The organism is Rhodococcus sp. KBW08 (assembly GCF_003852455.1).
GTDB classification, from domain to species: domain Bacteria; phylum Actinomycetota; class Actinomycetes; order Mycobacteriales; family Mycobacteriaceae; genus Rhodococcus_F; species Rhodococcus_F baikonurensis.
Window position 1 is genome coordinate 249,380 of record NZ_QAJJ01000005.1, and the last position, 19,878, is coordinate 269,257.

The window sequence follows — 19,878 nt, forward strand, 5'->3', positions numbered from 1 at the left end:
TTCACAGATTGATCATGTGTCCTGCCAGCCCGTGGAATGCCTCCTGCAGCGCCTCACTCAGTGTGGGATGGGCGTGAACGTTGCGTACGAGGTCTTCAACTGTCAGTTCGAATTTCTGAGCGAGCGTCAACTCTGGTAGTAGCTCGGTCACTTCCGGACCGATCAGATGCCCACCGAGCAACTCACCGTACGTATCGTCACTGATCAGCTTCACGAATCCGACAGCATCCCCGAGACCATGTGCCTTGCCGTTGGCACTGAACGGAAAGGTAGCCACCTTGACATCCCAGCCCGAGATCTCGGCCTTGTCCCTCGCTTGCTGCTCTGTCCACCCGAAGCTGGCAACTTGAGGTTGACAGAATGTTGCGCGGGGAATCATCGGGTAGTCGACGGGGACGGTGTCTACGCCGGCAATCGTCTCAGCCGCGACCACGCCCTGAGCCTCTGCGACGTGAGCGAGCATCAACTGAGCAGTGACGTCGCCGATTGCGAAGATTCCTGGCACTGACGTACGCATGTACTCGTCGACCATCACGGCTCCCCGCTCGGTCAGTTCGACGCCCGTCGTCTCGAGGCCGTAGCCGTCGGTCCGCGGAACAAACCCGATCGCTTGGATCACCTTGTCCGTGAGCAGCGTTCGCGCCTCGCCGCCCTGCCTCACTACCACCTTGACCTGGCCGCCCGAATCGACGATCTCCTCCACGCCAGTGGAAACCAGAATCGTGATCCCGGATTTCTTGTATCGCTTCGACAGTTCCGCAGAGACATCCGTATCTTCCAGCGGAAGGATCCGCTCTGCGTACTCGATCAGCGTGACGTCAACTCCGAAACTGTTCAGAACATAGGCGAATTCCACACCGATCGCTCCCGCACCGGCAATGACCACGCTCTTCGGTAGCTCACGTGTGAGAATCTGCTCCTCATACGTGACTACATTGTCGCTGCGAGTCGTACCTGGAAGTAGTCGTGGCTCTGCACCACTAGCGATGATCACGTTGTCGAAAGTGATCGTCGCGGACTCAACCCCCGATACCTCGAGGGTGTTCGGTCCACGAAATACGCCACGACCGTTGTACTGCCGAATACCGTTCTTCTTCATCAGGTAGTTGACGCCCTTGGTTCGGCCGTCCGCAACGGATCGACTGCGGTCGAACGCAACCCCGAAGTCAACCGAAGTGACACCTTCGATTCCGAACATCGAGGCTTCGTCTGTCACCAGGTGCGCAATCTCCGCGTGCCGCAGCAGTGCCTTCGACGGAATGCATCCGACGTTCAGACAAACTCCGCCCCAGTACTTTTCCTCGACCACAGCAATGGAGAGCCCCAGTTGCGCAGCCCTGATGGCCGCAACGTAGCCACCGGGCCCAGCTCCGAGTACGACCACGTCGTAATGCGAATTCATTCCTGTGCCTCCCACTTTCTCGCGATGTCTTCTCAGCCGAAGATCTGGATCGGGTTCTCGAGCACTGTGGTGAAATGCTTCATCCACTTCGCGGCGATCGCCCCGTCGATCGGCCGATGATCAACCGAGAGGATCACTCGCAGAACCGTCCCGACCTCCAGCCGTCCCTCGACGACAACGGGCTGCTCGGTCGCTGCTCCAATCGCAAGAATCGACGATTGAGGTGGGTTGATTATGGCCGAGAATTCCTCGACCCCAAACATCCCTAGGTTCGAGATTGTCGTCGATCCACCTACGAGTTCGTCCTGCCGAATCTTCCCTGCACCGGCTCTCGCTACTAATTCTTTTGTGGCGCTCGCAATTTCGGAAATGGACATGGTGTCGACCCCACGCAGAACAGGAGTAAGCAATCCGCGATCGGAATCTATCGCGATCGAAATATCCACCTTGGCAAAGGTTCTCACTGCGTCTTCGACCCAGATCGAATTCATCTCCGGCACCAGCGTATGTGCCTTCGCCATCGCTTTTATCAACAGATCGTTGACCGACACCTTGGAAGCGCTGACTTCGTTGAGCTGCCTGCGCGCCTCCAGCAACGCATCGACCCGAGCAGAACCAGAGATGTAGAAATGGGGCTGTGTCTGCTTACTCGATGTCAGCCGAGCAGCAATTGCACGCCGAAGTCTCGTGTGCGGCGTGTCCGTGAAGACAGAGCCACGGTCCTTGACTCCAGCGTCCTTCACACCAGCATCTTTCACTGCGACGGCCTCTGCCGAAGCGGCCTTCGCTGCTATTGCTGCATCCACGTCGCTACGTACAACGCGTCCGTTCGGGCCCGATCCCACGATGTCACCGAGTCTCAGCCCTGCCGATTCCGCTAGACGTCGCGCCAAGGGACTCGCGAAAATTCGCGGCGCCCTCTCATCGGCCACTTTCTCGCCCGGCACGGTCGGAGAAGACGCACCGTCGGGTTCGTCTACAGCAGTGGATGTTTCAATCTTGGCCGAGTACCCATCGGCATCAAAGACTCGGAGCTCGGCCAGCAATGTCGCAATATCCTTCACGACTTCGCCCCGATCAGCGAGGACGGCGATCGGTGCACCGACGTCGACAGACGTCCCTGGTTCGACGAATGTGTGTACAAGAACACCGGCGGACTCGGCCTCGATCTCAACCGTCGCTTTGTCCGTTTCGAGAACGGCCAACGGTTCGTCGACATCAAATTCCGAATCGACAGCCAGCGGCCACTCGGAGAGGATTACGGTGGTAGCTCCGGCTGCCACCTCTGGCATGCGCAGTAATGTCGCCATGGCGGTTGATTGCTCCTAGAGAATTTCTGCCGATGAGGGTGAGTGGGTTCGGTTCGGTCCGTTCACGATCGAGTGATCCTCTTCAACGCTTCGACTACTTCATCCGTCTGTGCAATTGCCGCACGTTCGAGCACTTTGCTGATGCTCGGCGATGCCTCAGACCCCGTCACTCGCTGGATGGGCTGATCAAGCCAATCGAAGAATCGGCGTTGGATTTCATCACTGAGCCAGCCGCCGTATGACGTTCCGTGTGCTCCTTGCTCAGCGATGACCACGTTGTTGGTCTTTCTGATGCTTTCGCCGATGGTGTCCCAGTCGATACTCGCTTGGTCGAGCCAACGGAGATCGATGACCTCGGCATCGACTGTCCCGATTTCGTCCACTGCCTCGAGGCAATGCCCCACCATCGACAAATAGGAAATGATCGTGAGATCGCTTCCGCGCCGACGCACTGCAGCCTTCCCGACCGGCAGGAAGTAGTCGTAATCATCGGTCGGCGCCTGGCCGCTCGTGCCGTAAAGGTCTACGTGCTCGATGACCACCACCGGGTCGTTACAGTGCAAAGCGCTGTTCATCAATCCGATGTAGTCGTACGGCGTGGACGGTGCGACGATGCGCCATCCCGGGGCAGTTGCAAACACGCCTGCAGGGTCCATGGAGTGTTGCGAGCCGTAGCCGGTCCCCATAGCGACCTTGCTGCGCAATACAAAGGGCACGTTGCTGTCCCCACCGAACATATGTCGCGCCTTGCCGATCTGATTGAAGATCTGATCGGCTGCCACCCACATGAAATCGGCGTACATGAATTCGACGACTGGCTTGTACCGTCCGTCCAAGGCGATTCCGCCACCGAGGCCCGCGAACGCATTCTCACTGATCGGAGTGCCGAGCACTCTGCCCGGGTATCGATCAGCCAATCCTTTTGTAGCGCCGTTCGTTCCGCCCTTCAAGCGATGGATGTCCTCACCCATCACGACGATGGAGTTGTCGGCGTCCATGCGACGGTCCATCACCTCAGCCACGACGTCGATGAACTTTCGATCGGCCATCTCGCCGGCGAACTCCTCTGGTTCCACGAATCGGGCACCCCCGAACTCACTGAGATCACCGCGTATCCCGACATCGACGAAGTTCACATCCGGCCATTCCGATGCCTTGATTCTGACCTCACCAGGCTTGCCCCCTGGCACCTTTTCCAGCAGCTCGCCACCGATCTCCTGCATTACCCGGGAGGCTTGCGCGACCGCCTTGGCTACGTCGGCTTCCGTCAGCAGCTTCCGACGGACCACTTGATCGGTGAGCAGGCGAAGCGGATCGCGCTTTTTCCAGGCCTTTTCTTCGTCCTTCGTGCGATAGCCGAAAGCGCTGCCCGGGAATGGGCCGTTCTGGTGAAAGAAGCGATAGACATCAGCTTCGATGATCGTCGGGCCCTTACCCGAACGCATGTGTGTGAGGGCCTCCCGCATCGCGAGGTGGACCGCAAGCGGGTCCATACCGTCGACCTTCCAACTAGGAATGTTGAACCCGAGCCCGCGTGCCGACAATCGCGGTTCACCGGTCGCTTCCGCGACATGTGTGGATACCGCATATTGGTTGTTCTCGATGAAGAAGCAGATCGGAAGATCCCAGGCTGCCGCCAGATTGAACGATTCGAGTACCGACCCGATGTTGACCGCGCCATCACCGAAGTAGGTAACTGCGACGGCATCGGTTCCTGCCTGACGGTGCGCCCAGGCAAAACCTGCAGCTTGCGGTACCCCGCCTCCGACGATCGCATTCGTACCCATCGCGCCGGCTTCTTTCCACTGCAGGTGCATGGACCCGCCACGACCACGGCAGTAGCCGCGCGACAGACCACAGATCTCTGCGAGGCTGCGGGTCAGTACGGTACGGACCTCCGGCGAGAGTTCAGCGGTCGGATCCAAACCGTCGACAGCCACATGGGCCAGCGCCTTGGCAAGAAACTGATGATGTCCGCGGTGGGAACCGTTGATGGAGTCAGCGGATGTGAGGCCGACGATCGATCCCACAGCCCCACCCTCTTGTCCGATGCTGGAGTGGGCCGGACCGTGGATCAGTCCTTTCCCCGCCAACTCCAGAACGTATTCCTCGAAGGATCGGATCAAGATCGTCTGAGCCAGCATCGTGGCGAGGAGCGACGGGTCGGCCGCATCCCAGTCCTTGTTCGATGTTGCCAGTTCCACCCATGGTGATGCTGCGGTGAGTTTCTTGTGCGTGGTCATAGTCAGTCTCCGGATCAGGCCTTTGGACGGCCAAGCTTTGGCAGCGCGTCTGGACAGCGCGGAGGGACTCGCTCAGAGCGGTCCGCTTTCCGTGTTGGGCCTCACATTGCCATCGAATGGATCCATTCGCAAACCTGCCTCGGTCTCCATTGGCAGTAAATGTGGCTTGGCCCACTTGACGAACAGGGCCAATACCCCGCAACATACGTGCTGAGAGTTTCATCCGAGAAGCAAATTCGAGTGATTGGATCCAAAGCTGTGGAGCATTCAGGCCAGATCACAACTGCGGTCAAACAAGCGAACAGGCACAATTGGATCCAATCCGCGACACGGATCATCCCGCACACCATCCCGCACGTCCGCAGTGAACAATGAACCCCGGCACCCGCTCGATCCGCGGCCGAGCAGAACTGCGCCCGTCCCCCATCTCGAGGAGCACCGTTGTCCGAAGCCGATTCTGCGAGCGGCCCCACCACGGTCGCGAGCCACCGCATCGCAGCCCATATCCGCGAAGACATACTTTCCGGACGCCTACTGCCTGGAGTTCGAATCCGCCAGGAGGAGATAGCCGAACGACTCGGCGCGAGTCGGTTACCAGTACGAGAAGCGCTGCGCATGCTCGAATCCGAAGGCCTGGTCGAGTTGAAAGCGAACAGCGGCGCGTGGGTGTCCTCCATGGATATGCAGGAATGCGATTTCGTCTATCGCATTCGCGAACGGATCGAGCCCATGGCGCTGGCGGAGAGCATCCCGCATCTGAACAGCAGTGTGCATGATCGACTCTGGAGTATTCAGGAAGAGATCGAAGCCAACGAGGATGTCGACCGATTCCTGGTACTGGACCGGGAGTTGCACCTGCTCACTTACAGCGGTTGCGAGATTCCTCAGTTGATAACTATGGTGACTCGGTTCTGGAATACGACTCAGCATTACCGTCGGGCATATGCCCGGCTGACGGGCCCCGATCGAACCTGGGTCATCAACTACGAACACCGCTTGCTGATCGAGGCCATCGTGCGCAAAGACGAGATCGATGCCGAACGCTGCCTGACCGGCCACATACGAAGAACCAGAACCGAATTAACCAAGCATCCCGAACTTTTCGACAGCACCCACCCTGATTCTTTGCCGGGAGGTTCGTCGAAAGTGCGCTGATCAAAGGAAAGCCACTTGTACGACTTCACCGATCGCACCATTGCAATATCCGGAGCCGCAGGCGGAATCGCCAGGCAGGTATCAGAGCAGATGTACGCAGCAGGGGCGAATCTGGTACTCGGCGACCTGGATACACAAGCGCTCTCCGCGATCAGAGCTTCTCTGGATCCTGACGGAAATCGTATAGCGACAACAGAACTCGATGCTGCTTCACCTGAAAGCAATGATCACTTCGTTGCGGTTGCGCAAAGGCATTTCGGGGGGATCGACCACCTCGTAGTTGCTGCGGGGATCTATCCCGAACAGTCGGTGGAGTTGATGACCGACCAGCAATGGCGGACGGTCATGTCCATCAACCTCGACGGGGCAATGTATCTGACACGCGCCGCCATTCCGGTGATGCGTGACGGCGGTTCGATCGTCAATCTGACGTCTATGGCAGGCCATCGCGGCAGTCGAAATCACGCTCACTATGCGGCAACAAAGGGCGGACTAATCGCTTTCACTCGAAGTCTCGCTTGGGAACTGGGTGGATCGATCCGAGTCAATGCAGTATCGCCCGGCATCATCGAAACACCGATGACCGCAGATTTGGTCAACAGCCAAAACGACCACCTCATCCGCTCGACGCCGATGGGCCGATTCGGCCGCGCCGCCGAGGTTGCTTCCGTGGTCGGATTCCTGTGCAGTCCAGCCGCGAGCTTCGTGCACGGCGAAGTGATTCATGTGAACGGCGGACTCCATATGGGTTGACCGCCCATATCTACCGAACCTGTTGAACGACAAAAATACTGACATCCCGAGAAGGCTCACATGAACAGCTCTGCACCTCCGGAACAAACCCCCGAACTCGATCGCGCCCGTTCGCTGCGGGCAGCCGTGTCCGGAAACATCCTCGAATGGTTCGATTGGACTCTGTACGCGATCTTCTCCACGTATCTGGCGTCCAATTTCTTCGATGACAGCGATCCCACTTCTGCCCTGCTGTCGACACTTGCGGTGTTCGCCGTCGGATTCGTGGCGCGACCGTTCGGTGGGCTTGTCTTCGGACGCCTGGCCGACCGTAAGGGTCGAAAATTCACGATGGTGCTCACGATGTGCTTGATGGCCGTTGCAAGTCTGGCAATTGCATTGATCCCGAGCTACGAGAGCATTGGGGTGTGGGCGTCGTTCGCACTCTTGATTGCACGACTGACGCAGGGCCTTGCGCACGGAGGAGAGGCCGGCGTCTCTTACACCTACGTCGGTGAGATCTCGCCTCGAGATCGACGAGGGCTCTGGGGCAGTTCGGTATTCACGGCTGTCACCTTCGGAGTAATGCTGGCGACTCTCGTCGCAGCATTGCTGACGGGGATCCTCGGAAAAGACGACATGAGCAGATACGGATGGCGGATTGCTTTCGCCATCGGGGCCGTACTCGGTCTCTACGCATTGTTCTTGCGTCGTGCAGCATCGGAATCCCCTCACTTCGAAGAGAATTCGGATTCTGCAGCTACGGCACCTCCGATTGCACGAAAGGACATTGTAAAAATCGGTGTGCTGATCCTCATGCTGTCTGCTGGGCAGAACGCGGCCTACTACACCTGGGCCACCTTCGCGTCAGCGTATGCAATTTCAGCCAAGGGAATGGATCCCAACGGAGCCTTCATTGCAAGCTTGCTAGCCCAACTCGTTGTGCTGGCGCTACTTCCACTCTCAGGTCACCTCTCGGACAAGTACGGTCGGCGTACCATGGCGGCGGCCTTCGGCATTTCCGGCGCTGTCCTCGTACTACCGATCGCGGCTATCCTGACGGCACAGCCGTGGACCTTGTTCGTGACGCAGGCGATGGGATTGGCGGTCTGGTGCTGCGCGTCCGCGATGTATCCGGCGCTCATGTCCGAACTCGTCCCCACTCGTGCACGCGCGATGGGAGTCGGCTTCGCCACGTCGCTGTCCGTGGCGATCTTCGGCGGTACGGCGCCGTACCTGAACACCTGGTTGACCTCGCGAGATCTTGGATGGGTGTTCTCGGTATACGTGGGAGCGCTCTGCCTTCTCTCTCTCGTTGCGGCGCTGATCATGAAGGAGACCAAAGGAATCGACCTCAGTACAGTCGGCATGCCTTTCCGCAACTCCGACAAGAATGAGCGTCAGGCGTCGCCGTCCGACCTCGGCGAGCTGTCGAACCGATAAACAGAAAGTGGGGCTGCACTCGAATCCAGTGCAGCCCCACTTTCGTATGTGTCTAGCTCTCCAGAAACGCCTTGATGCGCGCCAGAGTGGTTTCCATTCCGGTCTGCATCAGCTGATCTCGACCCCGGCCGAGTAGGCCGCTACCCGACATCATGCGCACGTAAAGCGCAGGCGTCGCATAGATTTCACGAGTCTCGGTAAGCACAGTGCCCGTCCCCGAAGGCTCGAGCACAAAGGTCCACCGCGCTTTCGGCTCGTCCGATTCGAAGGAGAACTTCCGGCAGTCGACCACGTCGACCACCGTGCAGTGCGTGCTCCACCGAATCAGGCCGTGCTTGTTGGTGCCCTTGAACATTGCACCCACGGTTCCCGGGGTTCCGGAAGTCCATGTTCCGCCGGTGTTTTCAGGACTGAAGCGACCCATACCTTCGATGTCGCTGACAACCTTCCACACCGATACCGGAGTTGCCTCGATGTACGCGCTGGCGGTTTCCACCCGTTACCGGCCCGGAACCCAGGACATGATCTTGATGGCGTGAGGCATGAGCTTTGCCCACACCTTGGCCGGAAGTCCGCGCGGTCCACCGAGATTCATGACGCGAGTGGTAGCAACGGTCTGCGGCTCGGTGTACTTGATCAGACCTTCGGCGCCGTGACGACGTCCGACGCCCGAGACGCCCATGCCGCCCATCGGTGCAGCGGTGCTGCCCCAGGTAGGTGCGTAACCCTCGTCGACGTTGACGGTGCCGGCGTGGATGCGCGCTGCGATGGCTTCGCCGGCAGCCTTGCTTCCCGCCCACACACTGGCGTTGAGGCCGTACTCGGTGTCGTTGGCCTGCGCGATGGCCTCTTCGACGTCCTTGACGGGGTAGATCGAGACGAGCGGCCCGAAGGTCTCGTCGCGGTAGCACTCGGCGTCCTCGGGAACCCCGGTGAGCAGAGTGGGCTCGTAGAACAGCGGTCCGATGTCCGGACGGGCCTTGCCACCGGCAATGACGGTGGCGCCCTTGACGACTGCATCGTCGACATGCGCGGAGATTGCCTTGACCTGCGCCTCGGATACGAGGCTGCCCATCTCGATTCCGAATTCGTAACCGGCGGCGAGGTTCATCTTCTTGACGCGGTCGCCGAACATGCGGATGAACTCGGGTGCGATGGACTCTTCGACGTAGATGCGCTCGATGGAGATGCACAGCTGACCGGAGTTGGAGAAGCACGCACGCACAGCGGCGTCGGTGACCTCGCGCAGGTCTGCGCCGGCCGCGACGATCATCGGGTTCTTGCCACCGAGTTCGGCGGAGAAGCCGATCAGTCGACGGCCGGCCTGCTCGGCGAGGAGCTGACCGGTCGCGGTGGAACCGGTGAACATGAGGTAGTCGGTGTTCTCGACCAGCGCGGTGCCCACGACGGAGCCCGGTCCGGGAACCACGGCGAAGAGGTCGCGGGGAAGTCCCGCCTTGTAGAGCAGTTCGACGCAGGCGAGGGCGCAGTACGGCGTCTGGCTGTCCGGCTTGAGGACAACGGCGTTGCCGGCGAGCAGCGCGGCGATGGCGTCGGACACGGCCAGCGTCATCGGGTAGTTCCACGGCGAGATGACGCCGACGACACCCTTGGGCTGGTAGCGGACGACGGTCTTCGTCAGACCCGGGAGCATGCCGGAGACACGACGCGGACGCAGCAGCTTCGGAGCCACACGTGCGTAGTGACGCGACGTCATCGAGATGTCGAGGACTTCTTCCTGAGCTGCGGTACGCGACTTTCCGGTCTCGGCCTGAGCCATGTCCATGAGGGCGTCGCGGTTCTCGAGGATGAGGTCGCGGTAGCGGTGGAAGACGGCAGCGCGGTCGAGGACGGAGCGCTTGGCCCATTCCTTCTGGGCGACGCGGGCACGGGCGATGGCCGCAAGTGCGTCGTCGGCGGTGCCGACGGGGATGGTCGCCAGCTCCTTGCCGGTGAACACCTCGGTGATGGACTTCGTCGGGCGATCGGCAACATTGTCGATGGCGATCAGATCGGCGAGCCGCGAGAAGGTCGCAGCGGACGGAGCAGGCATTTCAGTACCCCTACTGGTGAGTAGTTCTTGGAGTTACACACAACTTACCCCGTCGGTGGTACCGATCACAGTGCCGAATCAGACAGAGTCAACCAATACTGCCTCTTTCGGACGTTTTGCGATCAACAACGACATGACTGCCGCGATCGCGCAGAGCGCGCCGGCCACCAAGAAGGCAGCGTCGTACGAGCCGATCTGATCGCGAACGAGGCCGGCCAAGAAGGCCACCAGACCCGCGCCGATCTGATGAGATGCCAGCACCCAACCGAACACGATGGGAGCGTCGGCGCCGAAGTGCTGACGGCACAGCGCGACGGTCGGCGGAACCGTCGCCACCCAATCGAGCCCGTAGAAGATGACGAACGCGATCATCGGCGGGTTCACGGTGTTGGCGAGCAACAAGGGCAGAAAGAGCAGCGAGATGCCGCGGAACAGGTAGTAGATCCCGAGGAGTTTTCGCGAGTCCATCCGGTCGGTGAACCAACCCGAAGCGATGGTGCCGACCATGTCGAGGATTCCGATCAACGCCAGCAGCGACGCGGCCGTGGTGATCGGCATCCCGTGATCGTGCGACGCCGGAACGAAGTGCGTTCCGATCAGGCCGTTGGTACTCGCGCCGCAGATCGCGAACGTACCGGCGAGAAGCCAGAACACCTTGGTCTTCGACGCCATGACCAGTACCGAGATCGCCCGGCCTCCGGCGCCGCCGCGCTGGTAGACAGGCTTAGCGGGTGGGGTGTAGTCGGCGGGCGCTCCGTACGGCGTCGTTCCCACGTCGGACGGATAGTTGCGCAGGAACAGCAGAACGAACGGCACGACGGCCAGCGCGGCAAACGAGACCGTGAAGGCGACGCTCTTCCAGTCGTACGTTTCGGCGATCTTCGCCAGGACGGGCAGAAACACCAGCTGACCAGCCGCACCACCGGCCGTCAGGATGCCGGTCACCAGACCGCGTTTTTCGACGAACCATCGATCCACGACGGTGGCGACAAACGCCAGCGCCATCGAACCGGTACCGAGTCCGACGAACACGCCCCACAGCAGGATGAGCTGCCAACTCGAGGTCATGAAGATCGTGAGACCACTGCCGAGCGAGATGAGCGCCAACGCCGAAGTGACAACCGCCCGGATGCCGAACCTTTCCATCAGGGCAGCAGCGAACGGCGAGGTCAACCCGTACAGGATCAGGTTGACCGAGACGGCGGCCGAGATGCTGGCGCGAGACCACCCGAAATCCTCGTGCAGTGGATCGATCAGCACGGATGGGGCAGCGCGGAAGCTCGCCGCTCCGACCAAAGCCAGGAATGCCACGATCGCGACGGACCAGGCGCGGTGAAAGCGCGGCGGGCTCACCTGCTGTTGGCCCGATTCGGGGAGAGCGGTCTCAGAAGTCACAGAGAGAATTCTGCAGTTTGGATTCGATCGAGAACAGTGGCCAGATTGCCAATATATGAAAGAATCGAGCCATGTCTGGTCCGCATCGCGTCGTCGTACTGGCTCTGAACGGAGTCATTCCCTTCGAGCTCGGTATCCCGGCGCGCATTTTCGGGCGCGCCCTCGACGTCGAGGATCGGCCGCTCTACGAGATCCTGACGTGCACCGTCGACGGCAATCCCGTGCAGACCGACGCAGACTTCAGCATCTCGGTCGACCACGGGAGCGAGCTGCTCGCCACCGCCGACACCGTCGTCATTCCCGCGTCGTACGAACTGGGTCCGGCCTACGAAGACGGTTACCTCTCCCCCGAGTTGGCCGCAGCGTTCCGACACATCCGCCCGGGCACTCGACTGGTCTCGATCTGCACCGGTTCGTACATCCTCGCCGCGGCGGGTTTGCTCGACGGACTTCGTGCCACGACGCACTGGCGCAACACCGACCATTTCCAGCGTGTCTACCCCAAGGTGAACGTGGATCCCGACGTGCTGTTCGTCGACGAAGGCCACATCCTGACCTCGGCCGGTGTGGCGTCAGGGGTCGATCTCTGCCTGCACATCGTCAGGCGCGACCACGGCATGGAAGTGGCGAACACCGTCGCGAGGCGTTGCGTCGTACCGCCGTGGCGCGACGGTGGCCAAGCGCAGTACATCCGGCGCCCGCTGGCCGACAAACCCTCGGAATCGACTGCTGACGCTCGGCATTGGGCCCTCGAACATCTCGGCGACCCGATCACCCTGGCGGACCTGGCGACGCGTGCCAACATGAGCGTCCGTACGTTCAGTCGTCGATTCCGCGACGAAGTCGGAACGACGCCGAACCGCTGGCTGACCAGCAGACGCGTCGATCGAGCACGCGAGCTGCTGGAGGAATCCGACCTGTCGATCGATGCAATTGCCGCTCGAACCGGCTTCGGGACCGCGACATCGATGCGTCAACACATGAACGAGGCGCTCGGCGTTTCACCGAGCGCCTACCGACGTACGTTCAAGGCACCCGCGTAAGCGGCGGTACCAGGCACTATCCTGGAAGCCATGGCCGAACAGACTCGCCCGAACTTTCCCCAGTACTGCGGATACCTCCTGGGAAAGACCCTCCCCGACCGGTACCAGGACTGGGTGCGAAACGATCTGGTCGGCCCGGGTGCACAGGCCCGCTACATCATCCGCTTCACCGTGCCGGCGACGCTGATCCTTCTGCTGTTCCTCTTGATTCCGGGACCGATCTGGATTCCCTTGGCCATGATGGCCTTGTTGCTCATCCCGCTCGCGTACTTCGTCGTAGCGCTCGGGACCATCTACCGCCGTCACCGCCTGCTGAGCCATGGACTCGATCCCGAATTGCTCGACGAGAAGGCCCAGCGCCGCGCCGATCGCACTCGCGAGGACTACGAGAAGCGGCACGGTCGCTGAGCACCCCTCAGCGAAACATCGTCACTGCGGCCTTGGCGAGAACCTTCGGGTCCTTCTCGTAGTGATGCATCTTGGTGAGCTTGTCTTCCGGAATCCCCAGGAACTTGTAGACGGCCACCTGAGCGCAGCGCACCGAGTACTGCTCGGTGAACACCATGTCGAACGGCAGCTCCGCGAATTGACTGATGAAGGCCAGGTTCTTGGAATGCTTCGGCACCACCAGCGGCCGGTCACCCACGGCACGCCGATTGAACAGCGCACTGGCGTAAGGCATGTGGCTGGGAATCGAATTGACGACGCTGTCCATGATCTCTTGTCTGCGCGCGGCCAGCGCACCGTTCTCGTCGAGCGCCTCGAGGTGTCCGAGCGTCTCTTCCAGCATTTCCCGGCCGGTCATCTCGATGAACGGCTTCTTCACGTAGTCACCGTTCTTTCGCGGGAACAGACAGTAGCCCCAGAAGACTCCTTCGTTCTCCTTCTGCGCGTGATAGTGCGGCTGATGGTGAACCACGATCGACAGAAGTACGTTCGAGTCCACGAAGGTGTTGAGCGCATTTCCGGGGAGCTGCTTGGTGATTCGGGAAATCTCGTTGATGAGCTCGTGTGACGAGGTAGTGACGGTGAAGCTGGTCCACTCACTCTGCTCCCGATCTCCGAAGAACTTGTCGGGATTCCCGAGATCGTAGAAGTGCTCGGTTGCCTGCTTCCACAGCAGCGCACTCGGCGCGTACCTCATGTCTTCCACGATCGGGGTATCCAGATCGCCGATCGACGAACTGTCGGTGATGCTGCCGTTGGTGTCGAAGACGAAATCGCCCTCCGCTACGTCGATTCGGCCCTTCTCACCGGTGCGGACGTTCTCGTAGTCGAGTCCCGTCACGGTGATCTCGTCGCGAAGCGGGGTGTCCTTGAACACGAACTCCGTGATCTTCAGTTCGTTGACGAACTTCACACCCTTGCCTTCGAGGAAGGTCCGCATCGGCAAGATGATGCTCTCGTACTGGTTGTACGGGGACCTGGTGACACCCGCGAGAGTCTGAATGCGACTGAACTCGAGAATCATTCGATTCATGTACCGGCGCAGCTCCATCGCCGAACTCACCCGCTTGAACGCAAATGTGGTCTCCCACATGTACCAGAAGTTGGTGGTGAAAAAGTGCGGAGTGTCCTCGAACCACTGCTCGATACTGATGTCGTCGAGTTTTGCCTCGTCCGACTCCGGCATCGTCATCAGCTTCGTCAACAAGTATCGATCCTTGTTGTCGAATTGCATGTGCTTGTAGTCGTTCTCGCCCTTGTTGCGAATACCGTCGCGGTCGATCAACCGTGCAACGTCGTGTGTCGGATGCGCGTGGTCGAAATCGAGAATGTCATCCGTCACCGACTTTCCCGGGTTGTCCAGCGACGGAACCGCACTCAGCACGTCCCAGAGGTTCTCGTAGGTCTCCTCGTTGAGCATGCGACCACCACGGTTGATGAAGCCCGCGTCGTTGCCTAGCTCGCGATGGCCGTACTGGTGCTGGAAAGTAGCGGCGGATTCGCCGTCGTTCGCTCCGTGCATGTCCAGGCCCATGATGGTGATGTCCTCACCGCTCCACTTACCGTCCCGAATCAAATAGACGGCAGCCGAAAGATTTCCGATGCCGGCACCGATCATGTACGCCTTGTGAGACAGCTTGGAAGACATTGTTTTTCGTTCCTTACTCGAGTCGCGGTACGGATACCTTCCAAGCATGGACCCCTTTGCCCGCAGGCGCATCACCCGAACCGGATGACGTCCGTCACGGTCGCTGAAGGCGCACCAGATCTAGCGCAAAACGCGCGTAGTCGCGTGCAATTTCCTCGGGCGTTTGCGGTCCGCTCGGCCGATACCATTGCGCGACAGAGACACACATCACGACGATCGCACGCGCGGCCTGTCGCGGCCGATCCGTCTCGAACACACCGGCGGCGATTCCGTCATCGACTTGCTTCGTCATCAACCATTGCTGGTAGTTGCGTGATTCCGTGATGCGCAATCTGTTCTCGGCTGTGAGACTGCGCATTTCGCTGGCACCGAGAAATCCTTGATCGCGCCGATAGATATGGAACAAGGTCACACATTCGACAAGGAAAGCCAGTCTTTCGCAGGGACTTTCGCCCTCGTCGATCGCCGCCAACGATCTCGTGTTGAGCTCTGCCATGGTGAGGTCGAGAATTTCGGCCAACATTTGTTGCTTACTGGAATAGTGGTGATAGAGACCCGGAACACTCATCTGCGCACGTTTGGCGATCTCACGCATCGCAGCGCCGTGATATCCGGTCTTCACCATCTCCGCGAGCGCGGCCGCCAACACCGGATCGAACGAACTCGGGCCGAATCTTCGCCACTCGTTCGGAAGAAAATGCGTGTTCGGGTCGGCGTCGTCGCCACCCCATCGTGGCTGTTCCGGCGGACGCACTATCGCAGCCGGGAGCAGAGCGTCGAAACGCACTCCGAGAATCCCGCCGATTGCCGCCAACCGGTCGACGCTGACCCTGGTCTTTCCGGTCTCGACGGCGCTGAGGGTAGCCGCGCTGACGTCGAGACGCCTGGCCAATTCGCGCAGCGAGAGCCCGCTGTGACGCCGGGCTTGCCGGATCGACGCTCCGATCAGGACAGCATTCTCGAATTCGGTCACATTGTTCAGTATTCCCGAACATAGGATTTCCAACAATGCCATGACCACGGCAATCGCTGAACCTGTTGACTACTGATTATCGGCCTGAACATGATGTGGATCACAAAGACCCAGGTCCGCCCGAGCGATCGTTCGGTGTCGGTAGCGAGAGGATCAGATCACCATGACCGAGGCGCCATATCTTGGAGAACTCCTGCGCGACGCACCCAGCAACTGGGGCAAGTGGGGAGAGTCCGACGAGGTCGGTTCACTGAACTACCTCGACGCCGGACAGGTGCTTCGTGGCGTCGGAACCATCAAGCAGGGTTCCGTGTTCACACTTCAACGGCTCATCGGCGACCCCAAGGGTGATCCGGTCTGGCCAGGACGCAGCCCTGCCGAGCGCACACAGATCTTCGACGAGAGCAGCTGGGACGGCGACGACGCACCCAACTTCCCCGGCGGTCTGCATTACGCGGACGACAAGATCGACGCGTTCCTGCAGGGTTCGACGCAGTACGACGCACTCGGCCACGTCTGGTACGACGGCGCGCTGTGGAACGGATACTCCGCTGACACGACTGTCGGCGGCCTCGAGAAGGCCAGCGTCGAACCGATTGCCGACCGTGGCGTCGTCGGACGCGCAGTGCTACTCGACATGGCGAAGTTCCGCGGCAAGGAGAACCTCGACAAGGCCGAAACCTTCACGCACCATGATCTTTTGGCCTGTGCCGAAGCGCAGGGTGTCACCATCGAGAAGCGCGACATTCTCGTCATCCGCACCAACTTCCTCAAGCTGTTCTTCGACCAGGGTGAAGCCTTCTACGAGGGATTCTGCGAGCCCGGCCTGATCTACAGCCCCGAACTCGTCCAGTGGTTCCAGGACATGGAGATTCCGAACCTGGTGACGGACACCATCGCCAACGAGGTCACCACCGACCCCGAAAACGGTGTGGCACTGGTGCTTCACAACGCTCTGATGCGCAACCTCGGCGTAGTGTTCACCGAGATCTGCGATCTGGAGAAGCTGGCCGCAGACTGTGCGTCCGACGGCCAGTACACGTTCCTGTACGTCGCCGCACCACTCAAGGTCGCCAAGGCCAGCGGATCTCCTGTGAATCCGGTTGCCATCAAATGACATACGAAGATCGACCTTGGTTGGCGTTGTACCGCAACGACGTTCCCCCGACATCGACGTCGAGCACCCCACGATGCTCGAGATGTTGGCGGCCACGGTCCGCTCCGATCCGGACGCCACAGCTGTGAAGTACTTCGACGGTCAACTCGGCTTCGCCGAGCTGGACCATCAGAGCGATGCCCTGGCCCGAGCACTCCGAGCCGGTGGACTCGTGAAGGGTGACCGCGTTGCCCTGTTCCTGCAGAACGTTCCACAGTTCGTGCTCGCCCTCACCGGAATCTGGAAAGCCGGCGGCGTCGCAGTCTCGATCAATCCCATGAGCCGTGAGCGAGAACTGGGATACCAACTCGAAGATTCCGGAGCTGCCGTTCTCATCGCACTCGAGGGGCTCTACGAGTCCGTGGGCCGCAATGTCGTCTCGGACTCGCCGGTGAGGCGCGTCATCACCACCTCGGAACTCGAGTACCAAAGCCGCAACGATCCCAGAATATTCGACGGAATCGTGAAGAAGGATCTCGGTACCGACGATCTTGTGACGCTGATCGACGAACATCGTCTCGGCGATCCGATCACCACTGACGTTGCCCCGGAAGACATTGCGGTACTGACGTATACGTCGGGAACCACTGGTCCACCGAAGGGAGCGATGACCTCTCACGCGAACATGACCTTCAACGCCCAGGTGTACCGGGACTGGCTGGGGCTCACCCCGAAAGACACCGTTCTCGGCGTAGCACCGCTCTTCCACATCACGGGGTTGATCGGTCACATCGCGGTATCCGTACTGACGAGAATGCCGCTGGTGCTGGCCTACCGCTTCCAGCCCGAGGTGATGCTCGACGCGATTCGTGAGCACCGACCGACGTTCACCGTCGGCGCCATCACCGCGTTCACAGCATTGCTCAACACTCCAGGTTGCGCGCCGGAAGACTTCACCTCCATGCGGCTGCTGTATTCCGGCGGCGCACCCATCTCACCGACCGCCGCCGAGGCCGTCCGAGCCATGACCGGTGCTGCGCTGCACAACATCTACGGCCTGACAGAGACCACGTCGCCGACCCATGCCGTTCCCGTCGGCGCGGATACGCCGGTCGACCCCACGTCCGGGGCACTGTCCGTCGGTGTTCCAGTACCCAACACCGTGGTCCGCATCGAAGACGAGGGCGGTGCGGTCCTGCCGATCGGAGAGATCGGCGAGCTGGTCGTCCGTGGTCCACAGGTGGTGCGCGGTTACTGGAACAAGCCGGAGGAGAGTGCGTCGGCCATTCGCGACGGGTGGTTCCACACCGGCGACGTGGGGTTCATGGACGAAGCCGGCTGGTTCTACGTCGTCGACCGCAAGAAGGACATGATCATCGCTTCCGGCTACAAGGTGTGGCCACGCGAGGTCGAAGACGTTCTCGCCGAACATCCCGCGGTCCGCGAGGCAGCTGTCGTCGGGATCGCCGACGAATACCGCGGTGAGACGGTGAAGGCGTTCGTCAGCCTCGTCGCGGGGGCGTCGGTGACGCCGGACGAACTGATCGATCACTGCAAGCAGCGGATGGCGGCGTACAAGTACCCACGGTCCGTCGTGCTGGTGGAGGAGCTGCCCAAGACAGTCACCGGCAAGATACTGCGACGGGAACTGCGCACGACCTCTTGACGCCGACGGCGGGCGGGCCTCCAGGCTCGCCCGCCCTCCGACATGTCGTTCAGCAAGTACCTGGCGTCACGCGACCACCCGCGAGGATCCTGCTCGTGAAGTCCTTCGCATCTTCGTAGGAAGCCGCGATTGCGCCACGGTGGTCGGCGCCCTCATAGGTCTTGAATTCGACAGCCGACCCTTTGGCGCAGAAATCCTCTACCGCACCGGTGGTACTGGCCACCGAGACCAGAACGTCAGCCGTCCCCTGCGCGAACAGCGTCGGCACCTTTGGCGCAACAGTCGTCAATTCCTGTTCGTTCAAGTTCGCCGTCAGAGCTGTCAGGTCTGCGCCCTCCCGAAAGATCTGGTCGACGGGAACCGGCGGCACTGCTCTCACCGCCGCCAGGCAACCAGTCCGCGCTGCCTTGAGCAGCGGTTGCGCTTGATCCGAGAGAAGTTGCTCGGGGACGACCGACGGATCGACTGCCTGGACTCCGAGAAGAATGATCGGAACGAATGGCACTCCACCTGCCATAGATTGATTACCGGACGCGACCAGTTCCGGAATCTGCGCGGTTCCGTTCCCTGGAGCGATCGACACCGCACCCTTCAAGTTCAGCTCAGGTGCTCGGTCCTTGCCGATAGCCGAGGTGAAGACCACAGCTTGCCCGCCTTGGCTGTGGCCCATGGCAAACCAGTCCTTGCCGACGTGCTCGTCGATCTGACGCGCAGCGCGAACGATGTCGGTTACGGCATTGGCTTCACTGGTTCCGTTCATGTACGGATGACCGCCGGGTGTGCCCAGGCCCTCGTAGTCCGTCTGCACCACGACGTAACCGTTTTCGACCCACCGGTCAAGGGTCTGATCGACCACCGAGAGGTAGTCGTGGACCGGTCCGTTCGGCGTATCAGCGGAAGGTGCGCACGCATCGGCTACGCCGGTGGTTCCATGCGCCCAACTGACAACCGGCCAACCTCCTACCGGAGCCGGCGTCTTGGGGATGGCGACCACTCCCGATACCAGAATGGCTTCGCCGGAGGCACTTTGGGACATATAAGTGACGCGCTGGTTCTTCGCTGCGCTTGGCAATGCGGCCGATTCCGTCAAGTCGTGCGACGTGACCAATGTTCCCGGCGACAGCGGTGCAGGCGGCTCTTCTCCGAACGAGAGAGACCCCTCGGCGTTCGCGTTGGAGCACGCCACCATGGAGACCATCGCACCCAAGGCGACGATGCAGCCGGCGGTACGGGTAAATCGTTTCTTCCGAACATCTTTCATTTACAAAATCC

General features: G+C 60.6%; 15 protein-coding genes and 1 pseudogene. 7 read left to right on the forward strand and 9 right to left on the reverse strand.

Features of this window, described 5'->3' with window-relative positions:
• Nucleotide 1: 1 nt before the first annotated feature.
• The 3 genes from lpdA to DBV08_RS06735 all read right to left on the reverse strand — a co-directional run bounded on the left by lpdA (nucleotide 2) and on the right by DBV08_RS06735 (nucleotide 4,955).
• The gene (gene lpdA / locus DBV08_RS06725) at nucleotides 2-1,402 is read right to left on the reverse strand and encodes a dihydrolipoyl dehydrogenase (RefSeq protein ID WP_095969385.1); all 1,401 of its coding nucleotides are present in this window, start codon (nucleotides 1,400-1,402) and stop codon (nucleotides 2-4) included.
• Between the two features lie 32 nt (nucleotides 1,403-1,434).
• Nucleotides 1,435-2,712 carry a dihydrolipoamide acetyltransferase family protein gene (locus DBV08_RS06730; RefSeq protein WP_124566925.1) on the reverse strand — a complete coding sequence of 426 codons (1,278 nt, stop codon included), beginning with the start codon at nucleotides 2,710-2,712 and terminating at the stop codon, nucleotides 1,435-1,437.
• Between the two features lie 62 nt (nucleotides 2,713-2,774).
• Nucleotides 2,775-4,955: a thiamine pyrophosphate-dependent enzyme gene (locus DBV08_RS06735; protein WP_124566926.1), complete on the reverse strand. Its 2,181-nt coding sequence runs from the start codon at nucleotides 4,953-4,955 to the stop codon at nucleotides 2,775-2,777.
• A 441-nt stretch (nucleotides 4,956-5,396) separates the two neighbouring features.
• On the opposite strand from DBV08_RS06735, the gene DBV08_RS06740 reads away from it, so the two are divergent.
• From DBV08_RS06740 to DBV08_RS06750, 3 genes are read left to right on the forward strand one after another with little or no spacing between them, the layout of a single operon-like run.
• Nucleotides 5,397-6,110 carry a GntR family transcriptional regulator gene (locus DBV08_RS06740; protein ID WP_095969382.1) on the forward strand — a complete coding sequence of 238 codons (714 nt, stop codon included), beginning with the start codon at nucleotides 5,397-5,399 and terminating at the stop codon, nucleotides 6,108-6,110.
• Between the two features lie 15 nt (nucleotides 6,111-6,125).
• Complete coding sequence (locus DBV08_RS06745) at nucleotides 6,126-6,863, forward strand: SDR family NAD(P)-dependent oxidoreductase (RefSeq protein ID WP_124566927.1); 738 nt, start codon at nucleotides 6,126-6,128, stop codon at nucleotides 6,861-6,863.
• A 60-nt stretch (nucleotides 6,864-6,923) separates the two neighbouring features.
• Complete coding sequence (locus DBV08_RS06750; RefSeq protein WP_095969380.1) at nucleotides 6,924-8,285, forward strand: MFS transporter; 1,362 nt, start codon at nucleotides 6,924-6,926, stop codon at nucleotides 8,283-8,285.
• A gap of 52 nt (nucleotides 8,286-8,337) precedes the next feature.
• Here the strand turns inward: DBV08_RS06750 and DBV08_RS06755 are convergent, their stop codons facing one another.
• The 3 genes from DBV08_RS06755 to DBV08_RS06765 all read right to left on the reverse strand — a co-directional run bounded on the left by DBV08_RS06755 (nucleotide 8,338) and on the right by DBV08_RS06765 (nucleotide 11,733).
• A complete protein-coding gene (locus tag DBV08_RS06755; RefSeq protein ID WP_124566928.1) occupies nucleotides 8,338-8,781 on the reverse strand; it encodes an SRPBCC family protein in 444 nt (147 codons plus the stop codon).
• Nucleotides 8,782-8,784: 3 nt separating this feature from the next.
• A complete protein-coding gene (locus DBV08_RS06760) occupies nucleotides 8,785-10,338 on the reverse strand; it encodes a succinic semialdehyde dehydrogenase (protein ID WP_095969378.1) in 1,554 nt (517 codons plus the stop codon).
• 78 nt (nucleotides 10,339-10,416) lie between these two features.
• Entirely contained in the window at nucleotides 10,417-11,733 is a 1,317-nt protein-coding gene (locus DBV08_RS06765) for an MFS transporter (RefSeq protein WP_124566929.1), read from the reverse strand.
• 71 nt (nucleotides 11,734-11,804) lie between these two features.
• Between DBV08_RS06765 and DBV08_RS06770 the strand changes: the two genes are divergently transcribed.
• Both DBV08_RS06770 and DBV08_RS06775 read left to right on the forward strand, forming a co-directional pair.
• Nucleotides 11,805-12,776 carry a GlxA family transcriptional regulator gene (locus tag DBV08_RS06770; RefSeq protein WP_095969377.1) on the forward strand — a complete coding sequence of 324 codons (972 nt, stop codon included), beginning with the start codon at nucleotides 11,805-11,807 and terminating at the stop codon, nucleotides 12,774-12,776.
• 30 nt (nucleotides 12,777-12,806) lie between these two features.
• Nucleotides 12,807-13,184, forward strand: coding sequence for a DUF5313 family protein (locus tag DBV08_RS06775; protein WP_003943558.1), 378 nt, complete (start codon nucleotides 12,807-12,809; stop codon nucleotides 13,182-13,184).
• A 7-nt stretch (nucleotides 13,185-13,191) separates the two neighbouring features.
• Here DBV08_RS06775 and DBV08_RS06780 read toward each other — a convergent pair whose 3' ends face one another.
• Both DBV08_RS06780 and DBV08_RS06785 read right to left on the reverse strand, forming a co-directional pair.
• The gene (locus DBV08_RS06780; RefSeq protein WP_311714101.1) at nucleotides 13,192-14,943 is read right to left on the reverse strand and encodes an oleate hydratase; all 1,752 of its coding nucleotides are present in this window, start codon (nucleotides 14,941-14,943) and stop codon (nucleotides 13,192-13,194) included.
• 22 nt (nucleotides 14,944-14,965) lie between these two features.
• Entirely contained in the window at nucleotides 14,966-15,892 is a 927-nt protein-coding gene (locus tag DBV08_RS06785) for a TetR family transcriptional regulator (RefSeq protein ID WP_095969375.1), read from the reverse strand.
• Between the two features lie 115 nt (nucleotides 15,893-16,007).
• Here DBV08_RS06785 and DBV08_RS06790 point away from each other — a divergent pair, with 115 nt between their 5' ends.
• Together DBV08_RS06790 and DBV08_RS06795 are read left to right on the forward strand one after the other, a co-directional pair.
• Nucleotides 16,008-16,961 (forward strand): cyclase family protein, encoded by a 954-nt coding sequence (locus DBV08_RS06790; protein ID WP_003943547.1) that lies wholly within the window; start codon nucleotides 16,008-16,010, stop codon nucleotides 16,959-16,961.
• Nucleotides 16,958-18,606, forward strand: a pseudogene (locus DBV08_RS06795) (class I adenylate-forming enzyme family protein). Before DBV08_RS06790 ends, DBV08_RS06795 begins: the two are co-directional and overlap by 4 nt.
• A gap of 49 nt (nucleotides 18,607-18,655) precedes the next feature.
• On the opposite strand, the gene DBV08_RS06800 reads toward DBV08_RS06795, so the two are convergent.
• Entirely contained in the window at nucleotides 18,656-19,867 is a 1,212-nt protein-coding gene (locus DBV08_RS06800; protein WP_124566931.1) for a lipase family protein, read from the reverse strand.
• Nucleotides 19,868-19,878 lie beyond the last annotated feature (11 nt).

Coding starts and splice junctions, on each gene's coding strand:
- lpdA (WP_095969385.1), bottom strand. CDS start 1,402: ATGAATTCGCATTACGACGTGGTCGTACTCGGAGCTGGGCCCGGTGGC.
- DBV08_RS06730 (WP_124566925.1), bottom strand. CDS start 2,712: ATGGCGACATTACTGCGCATGCCAGAGGTGGCAGCCGGAGCTACCACC.
- DBV08_RS06780 (WP_311714101.1), bottom strand. CDS start 14,943: ATGCGCCTGCGGGCAAAGGGGTCCATGCTTGGAAGGTATCCGTACCGC.
- DBV08_RS06770 (WP_095969377.1), top strand. CDS start 11,805: ATGTCTGGTCCGCATCGCGTCGTCGTACTGGCTCTGAACGGAGTCATT.
- DBV08_RS06750 (WP_095969380.1), top strand. CDS start 6,924: ATGAACAGCTCTGCACCTCCGGAACAAACCCCCGAACTCGATCGCGCC.
- DBV08_RS06775 (WP_003943558.1), top strand. CDS start 12,807: ATGGCCGAACAGACTCGCCCGAACTTTCCCCAGTACTGCGGATACCTC.
- DBV08_RS06790 (WP_003943547.1), top strand. CDS start 16,008: ATGACCGAGGCGCCATATCTTGGAGAACTCCTGCGCGACGCACCCAGC.
- DBV08_RS06800 (WP_124566931.1), bottom strand. CDS start 19,867: ATGAAAGATGTTCGGAAGAAACGATTTACCCGTACCGCCGGCTGCATC.
- DBV08_RS06760 (WP_095969378.1), bottom strand. CDS start 10,338: ATGCCTGCTCCGTCCGCTGCGACCTTCTCGCGGCTCGCCGATCTGATC.
- DBV08_RS06735 (WP_124566926.1), bottom strand. CDS start 4,955: ATGACCACGCACAAGAAACTCACCGCAGCATCACCATGGGTGGAACTG.